The organism is Marinomonas sp. AWM4_232, assembly GCF_056158325.1.
The window spans coordinates 1605156-1622031 of the sequence record NZ_JBSWTA010000001.1; the positions used below are offsets into that span (position 1 = coordinate 1605156).

The 16876-nt window shown below is 47.3% G+C and carries 15 protein-coding genes; 6 read left to right on the forward strand and 9 right to left on the reverse strand.

Annotated elements, in window-relative coordinates; translation table 11 throughout:
* From ACXAC1_RS07620 to gmk, 4 genes are all read right to left on the reverse strand, one after another.
* Positions 1 to 387, reverse strand: coding sequence for a RidA family protein (locus tag ACXAC1_RS07620; protein WP_133561687.1), 387 nt, complete (start codon positions 385 to 387; stop codon positions 1 to 3).
* Positions 388 to 426: 39 nt separating this feature from the next.
* Positions 427 to 2544 carry a RelA/SpoT family protein gene (locus tag ACXAC1_RS07625; protein ID WP_133561689.1) on the reverse strand — a complete coding sequence of 706 codons (2118 nt, stop codon included), beginning with the start codon at positions 2542 to 2544 and terminating at the stop codon, positions 427 to 429.
* A 65-nt stretch (positions 2545 to 2609) separates the two neighbouring features.
* On the reverse strand, positions 2610 to 2834 hold the full coding sequence (rpoZ, locus tag ACXAC1_RS07630) for a DNA-directed RNA polymerase subunit omega (RefSeq protein ID WP_475060531.1): 225 nt from the start codon (positions 2832 to 2834) through the stop codon (positions 2610 to 2612).
* A 69-nt stretch (positions 2835 to 2903) separates the two neighbouring features.
* Positions 2904 to 3524, reverse strand: a complete 621-nt coding sequence (gene gmk / locus ACXAC1_RS07635; RefSeq protein ID WP_475060534.1) for a guanylate kinase — start codon at positions 3522 to 3524, stop codon at positions 2904 to 2906.
* Positions 3525 to 3732: 208 nt separating this feature from the next.
* Here gmk and ACXAC1_RS07640 point away from each other — a divergent pair, with 208 nt between their 5' ends.
* Genes ACXAC1_RS07640 through ACXAC1_RS07650 form a run of 3 tightly spaced genes read left to right on the forward strand, consistent with a single transcriptional unit; the run spans position 3733 to position 7780 of the window.
* Positions 3733 to 4491, forward strand: coding sequence for a response regulator (locus tag ACXAC1_RS07640; RefSeq protein WP_475060536.1), 759 nt, complete (start codon positions 3733 to 3735; stop codon positions 4489 to 4491).
* Positions 4484 to 5938: a putative bifunctional diguanylate cyclase/phosphodiesterase gene (locus tag ACXAC1_RS07645; RefSeq protein WP_475063799.1), complete on the forward strand. Its 1455-nt coding sequence runs from the start codon at positions 4484 to 4486 to the stop codon at positions 5936 to 5938. Before ACXAC1_RS07640 ends, ACXAC1_RS07645 begins: the two co-directional genes overlap by 8 nt.
* A 3-nt stretch (positions 5939 to 5941) precedes the next feature.
* Complete coding sequence (locus ACXAC1_RS07650) at positions 5942 to 7780, forward strand: sensor histidine kinase (protein ID WP_475060539.1); 1839 nt, start codon at positions 5942 to 5944, stop codon at positions 7778 to 7780.
* Here the strand turns inward: ACXAC1_RS07650 and ACXAC1_RS07655 are convergent.
* From ACXAC1_RS07655 to ACXAC1_RS07675, 5 genes are all read right to left on the reverse strand, one after another.
* Positions 7777 to 8961 (reverse strand): MFS transporter, encoded by a 1185-nt coding sequence (locus tag ACXAC1_RS07655; protein ID WP_475060541.1) that lies wholly within the window; start codon positions 8959 to 8961, stop codon positions 7777 to 7779. The genes ACXAC1_RS07650 and ACXAC1_RS07655 overlap by 4 nt on opposite strands.
* 1 nt (position 8962) lies before the next feature.
* Positions 8963 to 10066 (reverse strand): 23S rRNA pseudouridine(2604) synthase RluF, encoded by a 1104-nt coding sequence (rluF, locus tag ACXAC1_RS07660; protein ID WP_475060544.1) that lies wholly within the window; start codon positions 10064 to 10066, stop codon positions 8963 to 8965.
* A gap of 4 nt (positions 10067 to 10070) precedes the next feature.
* Positions 10071 to 10691, reverse strand: a complete 621-nt coding sequence (gene rlmE, locus ACXAC1_RS07665; RefSeq protein ID WP_133561703.1) for a 23S rRNA (uridine(2552)-2'-O)-methyltransferase RlmE — start codon at positions 10689 to 10691, stop codon at positions 10071 to 10073.
* An 85-nt stretch (positions 10692 to 10776) separates the two neighbouring features.
* On the reverse strand, positions 10777 to 11391 hold the full coding sequence (locus ACXAC1_RS07670; RefSeq protein WP_475060547.1) for a LysE family translocator: 615 nt from the start codon (positions 11389 to 11391) through the stop codon (positions 10777 to 10779).
* Between the two features lie 73 nt (positions 11392 to 11464).
* Positions 11465 to 12394: a LysR family transcriptional regulator gene (locus tag ACXAC1_RS07675; RefSeq protein WP_475060549.1), complete on the reverse strand. Its 930-nt coding sequence runs from the start codon at positions 12392 to 12394 to the stop codon at positions 11465 to 11467.
* Positions 12395 to 12564: 170 nt separating this feature from the next.
* Between ACXAC1_RS07675 and ACXAC1_RS07680 the strand changes: the two genes are divergently transcribed.
* The 3 genes from ACXAC1_RS07680 (at position 12565) to ACXAC1_RS07690 (ending at position 16816) form a co-directional block, all read left to right on the forward strand.
* Positions 12565 to 14184, forward strand: coding sequence for an NAD(P)/FAD-dependent oxidoreductase (locus ACXAC1_RS07680; RefSeq protein WP_475060551.1), 1620 nt, complete (start codon positions 12565 to 12567; stop codon positions 14182 to 14184).
* 1 nt (position 14185) lies between these two features.
* A complete protein-coding gene (locus tag ACXAC1_RS07685; RefSeq protein ID WP_475060554.1) occupies positions 14186 to 14908 on the forward strand; it encodes a TrmH family RNA methyltransferase in 723 nt (240 codons plus the stop codon).
* 135 nt (positions 14909 to 15043) lie between these two features.
* The gene (locus tag ACXAC1_RS07690; protein ID WP_475060556.1) at positions 15044 to 16816 is read left to right on the forward strand and encodes a sensor domain-containing diguanylate cyclase; all 1773 of its coding nucleotides are present in this window, start codon (positions 15044 to 15046) and stop codon (positions 16814 to 16816) included.
* Positions 16817 to 16876 lie beyond the last annotated feature (60 nt).

Sequence of the window (16876 nt, forward strand, 5' to 3'; positions counted from 1 at the left end):
TTAGTCTTCTAGAACCATCACGCCTTCGATTTCGACGGCAACGTCTTTTGGTAGCGCACGAACGCCAAGCGCTGCACGAGCTGGGTAAGGTTGCTCGAAGAACTGAGTCATCACTTCGTTAACAGTGGCGAAGTTGCCAAGATCCGTCATGTAGATGTTTAGCTTAACGATGTCTTTCAAAGAACCGCCTGCCGCTTCACAAACCGCTTGAAGGTTTTTGAAAACCTGAGTAGTTTGCTCTGCAACGTCTTCACTGACGATTTCCATTGTCGCTGGAACCAATGGGATTTGGCCTGAAAGGTACACAGTGTTGCCAGCGCGAACCGCTTGAGAGTATGGGCCGATTGCTGCAGGTGCGTTTTCAGAGAAAATCACTTGTTTTGCCATGTTAAGTATCCTTATTGAGTTAATCGAATAGGGGACGTATTAACGTCCCACCAGCGTTTCGCGGGTGACTTTTTCCACACAGCGAACTGCCTTAATACGACGCATCACATCGGCCAAGCCAACACGACTTGAGATCGCGATGTTTAAGCGTAAACGAGAAATTTTGCCGCGTTCGATAATGTCCAGATTGGACACTTGGAAGTCGGTGTCCGTAATAGAGCTGGCGATTTTTGCCACCGCGCCCCGTTCATTCACATACGAGACAATCAAGCTGACATTGAGCTCTTCTTCGATCTCTTTACTCCATGTCATGCGAATATAACGCTCAGGCGCCGCTAAATGGTCCTGAATATTTGGACAGTTCTGGTGGTGAATGATGATGCCTTTTTCTACCTGAACGTAGCCGACAATCGGATCCCCAGGAATCGGAGAGCAACACTTAGCATATGAGATCAGCATGCCCTCAGAGCCGTTTACTTTGAACGACTTAGGTGTGATCAGCTCTTCTTCATTGAAGTTCGGGAACAATTGTCGTGCGACCACATAACCCACCAAACGACCTTTACCAATGGATTCCAACAGGTCATCCATATTTTCTAGCTGGTAATGGTCCAACACTACTTGAACGGAATCTTGTGCTAGCTCTTCTACTGTTGTGCGGAAGGCATTGAGTGATCGTGTTAGCAAGCGATAACCAAAGGAAATGGCGTTCTCGCGCTGCTTTGATTTTAAGTAGTGACGAATATTCGTTCGTGCTTTACCCGTAATCGCGAAGCTTAGCCACGCAACGTTCGGTTGGGCGCTCTTAGCGGTAATGATTTCAACGGTCTGGCCACTTTCAAGTTGAGTACTCAGTGGTGCTAAGCGACGGTTGATACGGCACGAAATACAGGTGTTGCCGATTTCTGTGTGAACCCCGTAGGCAAAATCAACCGGGGTCGCGCCAGAAGGCAACTCGATAATTTGCCCTTTGGGCGTGAATACATAGACTTCGTCAGGGAATAAATCACTCTTAACGTTGTCAATGAATTCCATCGGGTTATGCGCTTTTTCTTGAATCTCAAGTAAGCTTTTTACCCATTTTGTTGCGCGTTCATGGTTTGTCTGGGAAATACCAGACTGGCCATTGGATTTGTAAGACCAATGGGCTGCAATACCATTAATCGCAACCACGTCCATTTCTTGAGTGCGGATTTGCACTTCTAATGGTAGACCATTGTTGCCCACCACCGTTGTATGAAGGGACTGGTAGCCGTTGGATTTTGGTACGGCAATATAATCTTTAAAGCGACCTTCGATCGGCTTAAATAGGGCGTGGATCACACCCAAAATGCGATAGCAACTGTCTTGTCGGTCGGTGACAATGCGAACGCCCATAACATCCATGATTTCTTCCAGCGAGCGACGCTTTTTCTTCATCTTTTGATAGATGCTGTAAGTGTGCTTCTCGCGAATACTGATGGATGAATCAATATAGTCCGCAGCCAACTCTGAGCGAATAAAGTCCTCAAGCTTTTGCATGGCTTTTTCGCGCTGACCGTAACGCTTGTTAATCGCACGCTTTAGCATGCGCGAGCGCATTGGGTAGTAAGCTTCGAAGGCGAGGGATTCTAGATCGACTTTGACATCGTACATACCGAGTCGGTTGGCGATCGGCGCATAGATATCTAGGGTTTCTCGAGCGATGCGGCGTTTTTTGTGGCCGGGCATGGCGTCGAGTGTACGCATGTTATGCAAGCGGTCCGCTAACTTCACCATGATGACGCGTATGTCATCAGCCATGGCCATAGCCATTTTTTGGAAGTTATGCGCTTGTTTCTCAAGCTGACTGTTGAACTCAAGGTGTGTCAGCTTACTCACACCGTCAACTAGACCGGCAACACCTTCGCCAAACTGCTCCGCTAAAGACTCTCGGGAAATCCCAGTATCTTCAATGACGTCGTGTAGTAAGGCGGCAGTGAGCCCTTCGCAGTCCATTCTTAGGTCTGCCAAGATAAATGCCACCGCTAAAGGATGCGTGACATAGTGTTCACCACTTTTACGCTTTTGCCCGTCATGGGCTTGTTCAGCGTAATAATACGCTCGTTTTACTGTGGCGACTTGCTCTTGAGGCAAGTATTGGCTGAGAGTCTCAGCTAATTGTTCAATAGTCGACACCGCTCACCTCACATCAGGAAAAGCTAAACCAGAAAATCGTGCGTTGAGCGATGCATACCATACAATTAGAACTCAGTTGTTGGCTTAGTTTGGAAGTCAACGTTCTTCGCGTTGATTAGGTCATCTGCGATTTCACGCAACGCCACAACGGTTACTTTATCTTCTTCTAGTGGTACTTTTGCGTCGGCACTACCTGTTGCCAATTGGCGAGCGCGCTTTGCTGCCACCATTACTAGTTCAAAACGGTTGTCTACGTTTTCAAGACAATCTTCAACTGTCACTCGAGCCATGTTAGACCTCTATATAGGGTAAGGATTGATCACTAATTAGTGTGGTTGATTTTACTTAACGGGCACTCTCTATGACAAGAGATCATTGATCAGATCACGATGAATATCTTGTATTAATGCTGTTCTTGCGCGGTTCGCGGCGAAAATCGCCTTCAGTTGCCCCAATGCATGCTCAAAATCGTCGTTGATGATCACGTATTCGTACTCATCGTAATGGGACATTTCACTGACTGCTTTCGACATACGGCGCGCGATAACGTCGGCTGCATCCGTTCCGCGTCCTGTTAGTCGCTCTTCAAGAGCAGCAAGAGACGGCGGTAGGATAAAGATACCGATGGCATCAGGGTATTGCTCACGAACTTGTCGCGCCCCTTGCCAATCAATCTCTAGAATCACATCTAAGCCTTGATCTAACATATCGAAAATCGCTTGTTTCGATGTGCCATAGTAGTTATCGAACACTTGCGCGTGCTCAAAGAAGGCATCTTCGGCGATCATGTCGAGAAAACTGTCCACATCAACAAAAAAGTATTCACGCCCATGCTCTTCACCAGTACGCGGTGCTCGAGTGGTATGAGAAACCGATATACGAACCTGCTGATCTGCCTGTAAGAGCGCTTTGTACAGCGATGATTTACCTGCACCCGATGGCGCCGAAAGAATATATAAATTGCCTTTTTGTTTAATCATAACCCTACCTTGCCGAGCAAGATGTTGCTTTAGAAATACATCAAATGAAACCGCCACTATAGCATACTTATGCAGAAAGACTGTGTAAGGGCGATGCGTCATATTATTTAAAACAGTGACAGCTAATATTTGAAAATTCCACAACCTATGTAAATAATTAGTGCTAGAGTTTAAAGATCAAACCGTTCCTATAAGAAAGGCATCTTGAATGATTGAAAGCCGGGATAAGGAAACATATCGCAAGCCAACAAAAGTCTGCAAAATACTGACCGTCGAAGATGACGTAGATTACCAAGCAGCACTATTATTATCGCTGCAAACATTGAATTACGGTGGGCGTGAGGTTGAGTTCCTATCCGCCAACAGTGCACAGGAAGCAGCCTCTGTCATCGCCAAGCATCCTGATATCAGTTTGGTATTGTTGGATGTGGTGATGGAAGATGAAGACTCTGGTTTAAGGCTGGTGCGCAGCGTGCGTAACAGTTTGGGTAATCAATTAGTGCGCATTATTTTGCTTACTGGGCAGCCGGGCATGATGCCGCTTGATGATCTAATGACAAACTATGATATCGATGACTACTGGAATAAAAGCGAACTGACCCACGATCATTTACAGACCATTGTGCTGGGAAATCTGCGTACATGGGAACATTTGTATGCCATGCAACAAGCCCGCTATGGTCTGCAAATGTTGATCGAATCAAGTCAGCGCATTAGCAGTCAGCTGGATTTGAAAAGTTATACTCAATCTATTCTCAATGAACTGGCGCGAGTGTTTAACCTAAACAAAGGTGGCATTGTTTGTATTGCTCACAAACACGATGAATCCCCGGAGCAAGCGCTAGTGTTCGCTGCAGCGGGTCAATTTAGTGCTTGGGCTAATCAGTTTTTAGGGCGAGTCACTACAGAAGCAGAAGCTGCTTCGCATCGTCCGGCAAAGTCTCTCAGAGCAAGGTCATATTATTGAAAGCCCGTTATCCGCACTGTATTTCTCCAGCGACGAAGTGGACCAGCGGGACTATGTGGTGGTCGTAAAATGTGATCAGCCTCTGACCGAATTTGAAATCGACTTACTGCAGATTTTTGGTGAAAACATCAATGCTGGTTTTAGTAATGTCGCGCTGCATAACCGTCTGTCAGAGCTGGCTTATCAAGATAGTAATACGGGGCTTCATAACAAAAACTGGTTCTTAAAGCTGCTAGACGGACTCACCTTAAACGAGCGCCAGAATGCCAAGTTACTAATGCTCTACGTTGAGGATTTATCCTATAGTGAAGTGCTGCTCGGGGTGCAGTTTGGCCGTACCTTGATGACGCATCTCGCTGCTCACCTCAAAGCTTGTTTTGTTAAAGCTATCGATGTTGTCTTATATGAGCGCGATACTTTGTTGTTGCTAGTCTACGATAACAAAGACTACCAGCGTGAAGAGCTAGAGCATGTACTGCATCCGCAGCTGAATATCGATGGCGTTATTCACACCATTGATATGACTGGCACTATTCTGAAATTATCTGATTTACCTCCGCATCAATCCTCATTGCAGGTGTTGGGTATTGCGAAAAGCTTTTTAGAGCAGACGAAGCACCGCAATATTGATTTTGGCGTGTTTGACTCGACTGAAATGGAAGGGATGCAGGAGCGCTATGAGCTGATGAAAAAAATGCGCAGTGCCCTTGCTGATGAGCAAATTTTCATTCATCTACAGCCTAAAATTGACTTAGATAATGGAGCTTTACAAGGTTTCGAGGTGCTTGTACGTTGGCGCGATGAGGCAGGAAACATGATTCCGCCAGATCGTTTTGTGCCCCTCGCCGAAACATCGGGATTGATTGATAAGCTGGATGATTACGTCACTCGACAGGCTTGTGAAGCGATTAAAACGTTGCGAACGTTAGGCATTGAGGTGCCATTATCCGTCAACGTAGCGGGCTCAGAAATGTCCCGTTCTGATTTTGTGGCACGCTTTGAAGCGGTTCTCAAGGAAATGGGCATATCCACCAAAGAAATTGAGATTGAAGTCACGGAAACTCAGCTTATTGAAGTCATGCGCTCGGCGTCAGGCTGTCTGGATAGACTAGGTGAGTTAGGGGTGCGCGTAAGTATTGATGACTTTGGTGCTGGCTATTCGTCTTTGTCGTATTTATCCATGTTAAATGCATCCGTTCTCAAAATTGATCGACAGTTTATAGCTCGTATGACTAAGTCTAGTCAGGATCAGCAGATCGTAAAAATGATTATTGAACTGGGACACCTTTTAAAAATGGAAGTGATTGCCGAGGGGATCGAGACCGAAAAGCAGTATCAAGTCCTACAGCAATTAGGATGCGATGCAGGACAGGGATATTATATTGGCCGACCTATGTCTCTGGAGGCAGTGCAAGAGTGGCTGTCACATCATCAAGGTAACGCTTAATTGATGAAGCGCCCATTACTAGCGATTGTATTGTTGCCAATGTTGTTGGTGGCGAGTTTGGGCTATTTTTCCTGGGGCTTCTGGCAAGATCGTTCAATAGAGCAGTGGCGCGAAGAGCAAGTAGACCTTTTGAACCGAGGAGCAGTGCTGATGTCCAGAGAGCTTGGACATATACAGCAAACACTGGCTTATATGGACCAAGTGCTCGTGAAGTACTATCGCCCAGATCAGTTTGACGACTTGGAACGTTGGCAAGACGGGGTAGCGAGTTTCTTTGTTAGAGCGGCAGGCCTGTCAGATTACATTTCGCAGATCCGCTGGCTGACACCTGAAGGCTTAGAAGCTGTTCGAGTCAATATTGCAGGTGAGCAAGCGGAGGTCGTTGCTAATTCCGAGTTACAGGATAAGTCAAACCGATATTACTTCCTAGATGGTATGGCTAGGGGTGGTGAGAGCGCCTCTTTTTCCCCAATTGATCTGAATGTAGAGCATGGTTCCATCGTCACTCCATATGAAATCACCGTGCGAGCGAGCATGAAGATTCTTGATGAGGCTGGTAGCGAACTTGGTTTGTTAGTGGTCAATTACAATCTTAATTATCTGTTTGCTCGACTGCGCACCATGCAAACGGCAACCAATACTTTTGAAATGATTGACTCCGAAGGCTTCTGGTTACTGTCTCATACGCCCGAAATTGAGTGGCTTCATCTTTATGGTGATATTTTATCTTCTTTCGCTAATCAATATCCGAATGACTGGCCTGTTATAGCTCAAAGTCGAACATTGCAGAGTATTACATTGCGTAATGGCAAGCCTCTTACGGTTTTGCCCAGTTACGTCGATGAAAAACAAGACACACTCCCCGACTATTTCTTCCTGTCCAAAGTAAGACTTGATGTCTGGAATAGGTATGCACAGACCACACTTTTTAGTGTGATCTTGGCCAGTGTAATCGCTTATGGATTATTGCTATCGATTGTATTGCTGTGGTGGAAAAATAAAGCGCAGAAACAAGCATATATTGAAGCTCTGCATCATGAAAAACAGCAGATGGAAATCGCTCAATTGGCGCTGCAAAACAATAATAGGGACCTTGTGGCGCTGCAAAATGAGTTGGTTGAAAAAGGTAAACTGTCTTCGCTTGGTTTGATGGTGGCAGGGGTTGGTCATGAATTGAGTACGCCTTTAGGTGGCGTACGTTTAAGTCTTTCTTCTTTGGAGCACCTGATAAAACAAATTCAGTCTGAGTTAAGTGAGCAGCAAGCCACTTTGTTTCAAAATAGTCTGAACTTGGCGGCTCAAAACTTAAACCGCGCGGTGCAAGTGGTGGAGCAGTTTAAGCGTATCACTGAGAATCAGATGAGCCCTGATAGCGAATGCTTTTCGGTGAATACTATGTTTGAGGATACATTAGCTCCTTTGAAAGCGGTGTTGAAAAAACACCCTAACGTAAGAGTTGAGCGTTATTGTGACCCCGCAGATGAGATCATTGCTGCGCAAGGCGTTATTTCTCAAGTGTTACAAAACTTGATCATGAACGCTTTGGATCATGCCTTTGATAGTCAACAGGCGGGTGTTATTGTACTTGCTGCAACGCGTGAAGATGAATACGTTATTGAAGTCTCCGATAACGGCAAAGGGATTCGCGAAGACATCATTGATCATATATGGGAGCCATTTGTAACCACTGAACGTGGTTTAAAGCAGCACTCTGGGCTGGGCTTATTTATGGTGCATCAGTGGGTGACGAAACTCTTAAAGGGACGTGTGACGGTCCATAGCGAGCCTGGACAGACTCGCTTTACCTTGTACCTTCCGATTCCTGAGAGCAATGAGCCTTAGGCTTCTTTACTTGCAAACCAGCCTAAAACACTCCAAATGAGACAAAGAGCGATGAGCGAATAGAGTCCTGTTTGCCATTGCCCTAACCAGTCATGTAAACCGCCCATTGCAACAGGTCCTATCGCTGCCAAGGTATAACCGACCAGTTGTGCCATACCAGATAGCGCGGCGGCTTGTTTAATGCTATCCGTACGTAAGCTGATTAACGCGATACCAATGACAAATCCTAAAGTGATGCCAAAACCAAATAGTAGTGACCAATAAGCGGCCCAAGCACTGAATTCGGCAATACCAAACAATCCGACTAACGTACAAACACAGGCCGCCACGCTTAGTTGACGGTTACTTTTGAGTACGCGTTGCAGGAAGGGCAACAGTAAGCCAGGCAAGGCCCCTCCCACTTGAACATAGCTGTGGTAAATCCCTGCGGTGACCGGTGCAATGCCTTGATCTATATAAATAGTCGGTAGCCAGGCATTGACGATGTAGTTGATCACTGAATCTAAAGCAATGAACAGCGTAATCAGCCAAGCCAATGGTGAACGCCATAAATTAATATTTGATGCGGTAGCCGGCGCAGGAGAAGAGCTGGACTCCGGTTTTGGCAACCAGAACCACAATACAACAGGCACCAGCACCAACAGCATTTGACTGGCCAAGGACAGCGACCAACCTTGTCCCAATGCAGATAAATGCTGTTCTGAGAACAAAGCAATGGGCATGGCAGTGCCCGTCATCAGAGCGCCGCCTACGTTCATCATCAGAACATACAGCGCCGTTAGCTGAATGATGTGTTGTGCAAAATCCCGTTTTAGCAAAATGGGCAGTAGAACATTGCCCACAGCAATGCCTGCTCCGATTAAGAACACCCCCAAATAGAGCGAGGGCAGCATGCCCAAGGAGCGCAGTGTCATACCGATCAGAATACAAACAGCACCGATGAGCAGTGCGGTTTCAATCTGCCAACGACGAGCGAGCCATGTCGCCACTGGTGCAAAAAAGGCAAAGCTAAGTAAAGGCAGTGTGGTCAATAAACCGGATGCGGAACTGCTCAGTGATAAGTCATGTTCGATACGCTCAATCAAAGGCGCAATACCGACCACAGGCCCTCTTAAACAAAGGGCTAGCAACATGATAAACGCTAGCAATAAAAGGGGGGCGCGCCGAATGAAAGAGGACATATTAACGTGCTTTTTGTTTTTGCGTATTGGGGCGTCGTGAACCGCCTGTAGCAGGCTTGCCTTTGCCATTTGGCATGGGTTTACTACGTCCTGCTCCGCCTTTTCCTGCAGGAGAGTGTTTACCACCGTTGCCTTGAGGTTTTCCGCCTTTTCCGTTGGGCTTGCCTTGAGCGGGTGCGCCACGTCCATTCGCAGGTTTACCACGACCGCCAGCGGCGGGCTTACCGTTGGCAGGGCGACCACTTTGACCGGTGCCTTTGACTCGTTGCTCACCACCTCGACCTGGGCCGCCAACACGAGGTTTGCCGTCACGGTTGCCTTTGCCTTGCCCTTGCGGACGTGGCTTGGGTTTACGAGGGTTGGAGGCTTTAGGTGCAGCATTACCGTCTGAGTCTTTGGTCATGTCAGCAATCGTGGCGATCTCTTTTTGCGTCAGGTCACGCCAGTCACCCAATGCGAGGCCTTTGAGGGAAACGTTCATAATGCGGATACGCTCAAGCTGAACCACTTCGTAGCCAAAGTGCTCCGCCATACGACGAATCTGACGATTTAAGCCTTGGACTAAGGTGATGTTAAAAACAAAGGTCGACTCTTTGTGCACCTTACATTTCTTGGTCATTTGACCCAAGATCGGCACGCCATTACTCATGCCTTCGATAAACGCATCGGTAATCGGCTTGTTAACCGTGACGAGGTATTCTTTCTCATGGTTGTTCGACGCACGCAGGATCTTGTTTACCAGGTCACCGTTGTTGGTCATAAAAATCAGACCTTGGGAGTCTTTGTCCAAACGACCGATCGGGAAGATACGCGCACCGTGTTTTACGAAACTAACGATATTGTTTGGCTCGCTCGACTCCGTGGTACTGACAATGCCCACTGGCTTGTTCACCGCGATAAAGATCAGATCTTCCGCTTCCATTGGCTCAATGGTTTGGCCGTTCACTTTCACCAAGTCGCCAGGGGTGACCTGATCGCCAATGCCAGCCCGCTTACCATTGATGTAAACACTGCCTTGCTCAATAAAACGGTCCGCTTCACGGCGTGAACAAAGGCCGCTTTCACTGATGTATTTATTCAGACGAATAGAGGTTTTTAACTGCATCGAATTAGCCTTTAAAGCCACGGCCGACTAGGTATACTTCACGAGAGCGTGCGCGTGAAGACTCAGGCTTACGTACCACGACACTGTCAAAGTGTGGACGCATTTGCTTAACGAATTCTTCGTAGCCTTCCCCTTGGAACACTTTGACAGCGAACAAGCCTTTTGGCTTAAGCGTTTGAATCGCCATATCCAGTGCCAGTTCGACAAGATACATGGATGAGGCTTGATCGACCGCCGAGACACCGCTCATATTCGGTGCCATATCAGAAATCACTACGTCCACTGGCGCGCCATCGACCGCTGTCATGATCTGATCGAAGACTTCCTGCTCGGTGAAGTCACCTTGGATAAACTCGACACCAGCGATGGTGTCCATCGGTAAAATATCCGACGCGATGACTTTGCCTTTGTCGCCCACTAGCTTAGATGCCACTTGTGACCAGCCGCCCGGAGCGGAGCCCAAATCCAGTACCAAGTTGCCTGGTTTGATCAGTTTATCTTTCTCGTTCAGGGTCAGCAGTTTGTAACTGGCGCGGGAACGGTAACCGTCTATTTGAGCTTTTTTAACGTACGGGTCGTTGACGTGTTCTTCGAGCCAACGGTTACTGCTTTTTGATCGAGCCATGGTGATTTTGCTACCGGATTGAATAAAAACGCTATTGTAACCGCTGACAGCCAATCAGCAAAGGAAGCAAGGCTCTGACAGAGCTCTAAGCGGACAAGATGATTTTGCCTGCCAAAGCGACGAGGATTAGCCCTGAGAGGCGATCAATAAGCACCGCTTTTTTACGTAGTCCATTCAGAAGACGTTGATTTGAAAGCATTAATGTAATCAGGGTGTACCACAAACCATCGATAATGAAAGGCGTCATCACCATTAACATTTTGCCATCGATCGAATGTACGGAGGCGACAAAGGGGCTAAACAGCGCTGCGAAAAAAAGTGCAATCTTCGGACTTAACAATGAAATCAGCAGGCCTTCTTTGGCGGACTGCCAAACAGACATGGTTTGACCTGCTTCTAGCTTGGCGGCGATACCGCCTTTGGAGCGAATGGCGTTGACACCTAAATAGATTAAATACGCTGCGCCCGCATAGCTAATGATCTGATAGAGCCAAGGCAATTGATGGAAAATCACCGCCAAGCCGACCATGGAAATAAACGCGTAAACCCCGATACCAAACGCATGCGCCCACGCGGCTGCTAGGCCATTGGCTTTACCGCCCGCTAAGCTGTGTTTGGTGACCATTACCAAGCTTGGGCCTGGTGACATGGCGCCCAGTAAACAAATCGCTAATAAAGAAAGCCAGAGTGTTAGTGTCATGATGTTCTCCTTTTGAAGAAATGCACTTTAGCAAGCTGTGAATATCAAATGAAATCATGATTAATCAACATGGCTATGATTTAAAATCATAGGCTACCGAACCTTTTACCCGCGTCATGATCATCTCAATCACGCTTCGAGCCCAAAGATGGGCAGGGTCTAGGTCGTATTTGCTGTGCCATGTGAGCCAGTATTTATGCTTTGGTGTTTTCAAAGGGAGTTGGTGATAGGTTAGGTCATAGCGTTCGGAAAGGTTTTTAGCAATGTGCTCTGGTGTCACCAGTAGCAGTTGACTGTCACAAAGCGCTTGGGCTGCAGCAAAGAAGAACGGTACATTCAGTGCGATTCGGCGTTGTTTACCTTTCGCTTTAAGCGCGGCATCGAACAGCCCATCTTTATCTCCGCCCCCGACTATTTTGATATGTGGATAATGAAGAGCCTGATCCAGGCTAATCGACTCTGCTGAAGCCAATGGATGATGAGCGCCCATTAAGCATACGGAATGATCTTCACCGATTTGAACCGAGGATAGTCCTGCAGGTGCTTCTAGGGACATGCTGGAAGCTAGTTGGATGCCTTCATCATGCAATTGATGGAGCAAACTCGGCTGCCATAAGCGATAGGTTAAGGTGACTTGCGGCGCTTCTTGCATCAAGATCTTGGTGATTTCTGGCAAGATATACTGCGCAACGTAGTCGCTGGAAGAAAACACAAACTCCCCTTGCCACAGCTTGGGGTCGAACACCTCATCGCTCATCAAGTCATCCAATTCGATGAACCAGCCTTCCAGTTTCTTTTGTAAAAGTAGTGCTTTAGGTGTCGGAATCAGCAAGTTGCCATCGCGCACTAACAGGGGGTCTGCAAACATTTCTCTCAGAACACTTAAATGGCGGCTGACAGCGGATTGAGTCAGGTTGAGTCGGTGTGCCGCATGACTGACATGGCATTCTTCCAAGAGGACTTTTAACGATCGCAGCAAGTTAAGGTTAATGTTTTGATGCATGGGGTGTTCTCGTCACGCGCACTAAAGGCTTTAACATAACAGTTTTTCCGTGATAGATAACGCTTCTGACTGACTTGTAAACAAGGCAGGCGTATAATGCGACCACAATTTACTTTTCGACATTTGTCGCCGGACTATCTTTTGCCGAGTCAATCGGCCAGGACCTTTCCATGATTCGTTTATCAGAACTTTCTTTACCCCTAGACCATCCAGAAGCTGCATTGCGTGAGGCGATTATCAAGCGCCTGAACCTTGTAGATGAAAAACTACTGGATTTCTTTGTTTTTAAGCGTAGTTATGACGCGCGTAAAAAGAATACGGAAATCACCTTCGTTTACATAATTCACTTAACTACCAGCAATGACGCAGCGGTCTTGGCACGTTTTGAAGACGATGTGCATGTGAAAGTGGCGCCTGATATCGAATACCACCCAGTGGCAGCTGCGCCTGAAAACCTAACGGAACGTCCGATCGTGGTGGGCTTTGGTCCTTGCGGTTTGTTTGCGGCTCTAACCCTTGCACAGATGGGTTTTAAGCCGATTGTCTTAGAACGCGGTCGTAACGTACGTCAGCGTACCAAAGATACTTGGGCGTTATGGCGTCAAAAGAAACTGGATACGGAATCGAACGTTCAGTACGGCGAAGGCGGTGCAGGCCTGTTCTCGGACGGTAAGCTATACAGCCAGGTAAAAGATCCAAAATTCTATGGCCGTAAGGTTATGAGCGAATTCGTTCGCGCTGGCGCACCAGAAGAAATCATGTACGTGAGTAAGCCGCATATCGGTACTTTCCGTCTAACCGGCGTAGTAGCAAAAATGCGTGAAGAAATCATCGAGCTAGGTGGCGAAATTCGCTTTGAATCGAAAGTCACGGACTTGCTGTTGGAAGACCAAAAAGTGACTGGTGTGGTGCTGGCTGACGGTACCGAACTGCACAGCAAACATGTGGTGATGGCGCTGGGTCACAGTGCTCGCGATACCTTCCGTATGCTGCATAAACAAGAAGTCTTTATTGAGCCGAAGCCATTTGCTATTGGTTTTCGTATCGAGCACCCGCAGTCGTTGATCGACAAAGCACGTTTGGGCAAATACGCCGGTCACCCTGAGCTGGGCGCAGCGGATTACAAACTGATTCACCATGCGAAAAACGGTCGCGCGGTCTACAGCTTCTGTATGTGTCCAGGTGGTACCGTGGTGGCAGCGACGTCTGAAGAAGGCCGCGTGGTGACCAACGGTATGAGTCAGTACTCTCGTAACGAGCGTAACGCGAACTCTGGCATCGTTGTGGGCATTAACCCAGAACAAGACTACCCAGAAGGCATTTTGGCCGGTGTTGAACTGCAAGAGCGCTTGGAAGCGGTGGCTTACAAACTGGGTGGTTCAGATTACAAAGCGCCAGCGCAACTTGTTGGTGACTTTATAAAAGGCCAAGCATCCACTGAGCTTGGTGAAGTCGAGCCGTCATATAAGCCGGGTATCCAGCTATGTGACCTTGCCGATGCGCTGCCTGACTTTATTATCGAAGCCGTGCGTGAAGCATTACCAGCGTTTGGTAAGAAAATCCGTGGCTTTGATCGCGATGATGCGATCTTAACCGGGATCGAAACCCGTACTTCATCGCCAATCCGCATTACTCGCGATAATCAAAGCTACCAGAGCTTGAACACTCAGGGTCTATACCCAGCGGGTGAGGGCGCGGGTTATGCGGGCGGTATCTTGTCGGCCGGTATCGACGGTATCAAGGTCGCGGAAGCCGTGGCATTGGACATTTTGAAGCAACAAGGTGCTTAAGATGAAAATTGACCAAATCAAAAAGCTGCACCAAAAGAAGTACCGCCAAGAGCTAGGTCATTGTCTAGTGGAAGGGGAGCACTTGGTACTGGAGCTGGAAAATGCGGCCAAGCACAATCCAAAATTGGCGGCGGCCAAGCTTTATGTGACGGCGGATTACGCCGATTGGTCAACCCAGTTTGAAAAGGTCGAAGTTAGCACCAAGCAGATGGCGGGCATGTCCGATACCAAGAGTCCACAGGGCATTTTGGCGGTTGTGCCAATGGCTGCTATCTCACCAATAGCAGATGAGAAGACGGTTGGCATATATCTGCATGAAATCCAAGATCCCGGCAATTTGGGGACGATTCTACGCACCCTAGCGTGGTTTGGTGGTTTTCGCTTATTACTAAGCCCTGGCAGTGTCGATCCATTTAACCCTAAAGTGATTCGCTCCAGCATGGGCGCGTTGTTCCATGTACCAATGGAACTAGATGTGGATATCACCACTTTGCCAGAGCGCTTTGAGGCGATTGGTTGCTTGGATATGCAAGGTGAGCCATTAAGCTCGTCAGATTTCAAACAGCGTGATTGCTACATCTTTGGCAACGAAGCCCGTGGTGTACCGCGAGAGCATTTGGATAGCCTAAAGGCGAAAGCCTTTACCATTCCCGGAGTGGGGCTAATCGAATCGCTCAATCTAGCAACCGCAGTCAATCTGAGTGTGTACGAGCGACAACGCTAACAACAATATTGGGTTGATTTGATCCACATATAGGCTGATGATAGATGTCTTAATTTAAAACAGCGTTGCTTTGTTTTAGAAAACGAAGCTCAACGATGCCTCTCCCCGCCAGGAAGGTTATAAAGGTGTTTAGGCATGAAGTTGGTGTCGCTAAGAGGGTTAATTGTCATTCCATTTGTGTTGCTCGCGGCTTTGGCGGGCACCACCATTTATGTATTTTCTAATGTCACATTGTCCAATGTTTCGGATAATGTCGGTCTACATTACATTCGAGAAGTTGAAAACCGAGTCAATGATCGTGTGACCACCTTTATGGCGCCGTTGAGCATTCTTACAGAGCTGAACCGAGATGCCATTACCCATCATCCTGAATGGTTAGATAATCTTGATGTTCTGGCGGGACGTTTTTACGAGCAAGCGATTCCATACCCCTACATGACGTTTATTTCTCTGGCAACTGCCGCAGATGGTCGTTATGTCAATTCCACCCGAGATCCGTTTGGCAATGCCAGTCATCACGTTGCAACCAACTACACCTCTAAACCCGGACAGCTGGAAGCGTTTGAGTATGATCCAATCCACTATGTTGGCCGACGTATTGAAAGCGAACCAGTGTATGAAAACTATGATCCCAGAACACGACCTTTTTACTTAGATGCTGTAAGAAAAGGAGATACTGTTTGGGGGCGCATTACCCCCTATTTTGGATACCAGTCGCTTGGCGTAGGGCTATCTGTTCCCATATACGATAGAGACCGCCAGTTATTGGCTGTGACGGCGACCAGTGTGGCGCTGGCTTCACTAGATAGCTATTTACAAAGTATAGAGTTGGTTGATGATGCCCTTGTCTTTTTAGCAGAGCCAAATGGTGATCTGATCGCCGTCTCAAGCAATGAGCCCTTGTTTACCAACGTTTATGGTGTCGTTCAGCGTGCATCACTTGTATCCCACCAAAACCCGATACTTAGAGAAGCTGCTCAGCAATTAGAGCCAGGCATTCACCGTATTGAGGTGGCTGGAAACCGTTATTTATACAACATTCGACCCATTGAATTGCCATATGGTCAGACCTGGCTAATCGGCGTCATGATTCCTGATGCGTATTATCAAAACATGCTGTCTGGTTTTTCGGAGGGTTTACTGGTAATGGTCGCGGTGATATTTATCAGCATTGCCTTAGTTGGGTCGCTGATTGCACGCTTTATTGGTACGCCGATTATGCGCTTGAATAGTGCAGTTAATGCGGATTCGTTACGCCAAATAGGCGCCTTGCCGAGCTCTCTTAGTCATGTACGAGAGATTCACTCACTCGGGCTAGGGCTGAAGGGGATGGCCAGCGAGTTGTCGGACACTTTGCAAAACCTTGAGCAGAAAGTCGCGCAACGCACTTCCCAGTTGAAAGACGAAAATGAAGTACTTTTAGAGCAAAGTACGACGGATGAATTAACCGGGCTTTATAATCGTCGTGGCTTTAATATGCTGTCAGAACAAGCACTGCAACGAGCGGAGCACGATCATGAGTCCTTCGCTCTAGTACTCTGCGATATTGACCACTTTAAGCATGTTAATGACTCTTTAGGACACAGTGTGGGTGATAAAGCCCTGCATGCGGTGGCTAAAGTATTAAAGGGCCATTTCCGTTCTCAAGACATGATCGCCAGATATGGCGGCGAAGAGTTTATGCTGGTGTTAGTGGGACTTTCTCAACAAGAATTGATGGAACGTCTACAAAATGTCCGTCAAACTCTATCAAATCAGCCGATATTACAAGAAATGCCCATCACACTGAGTTTTGGTGTGACCTATCTTGCAAGCATCAAAGATATGAGTCTAGCTGATCTTATCCATGATGTAGATTCAAAACTGTACCAAGCCAAAAATACAGGACGCGATAAAATCATTTTCTAAGTAATTGCTTGTATTCATAAAAAACTTGGGAGGCTTCCTCCCAAGTTTTTTGTCTAGAAT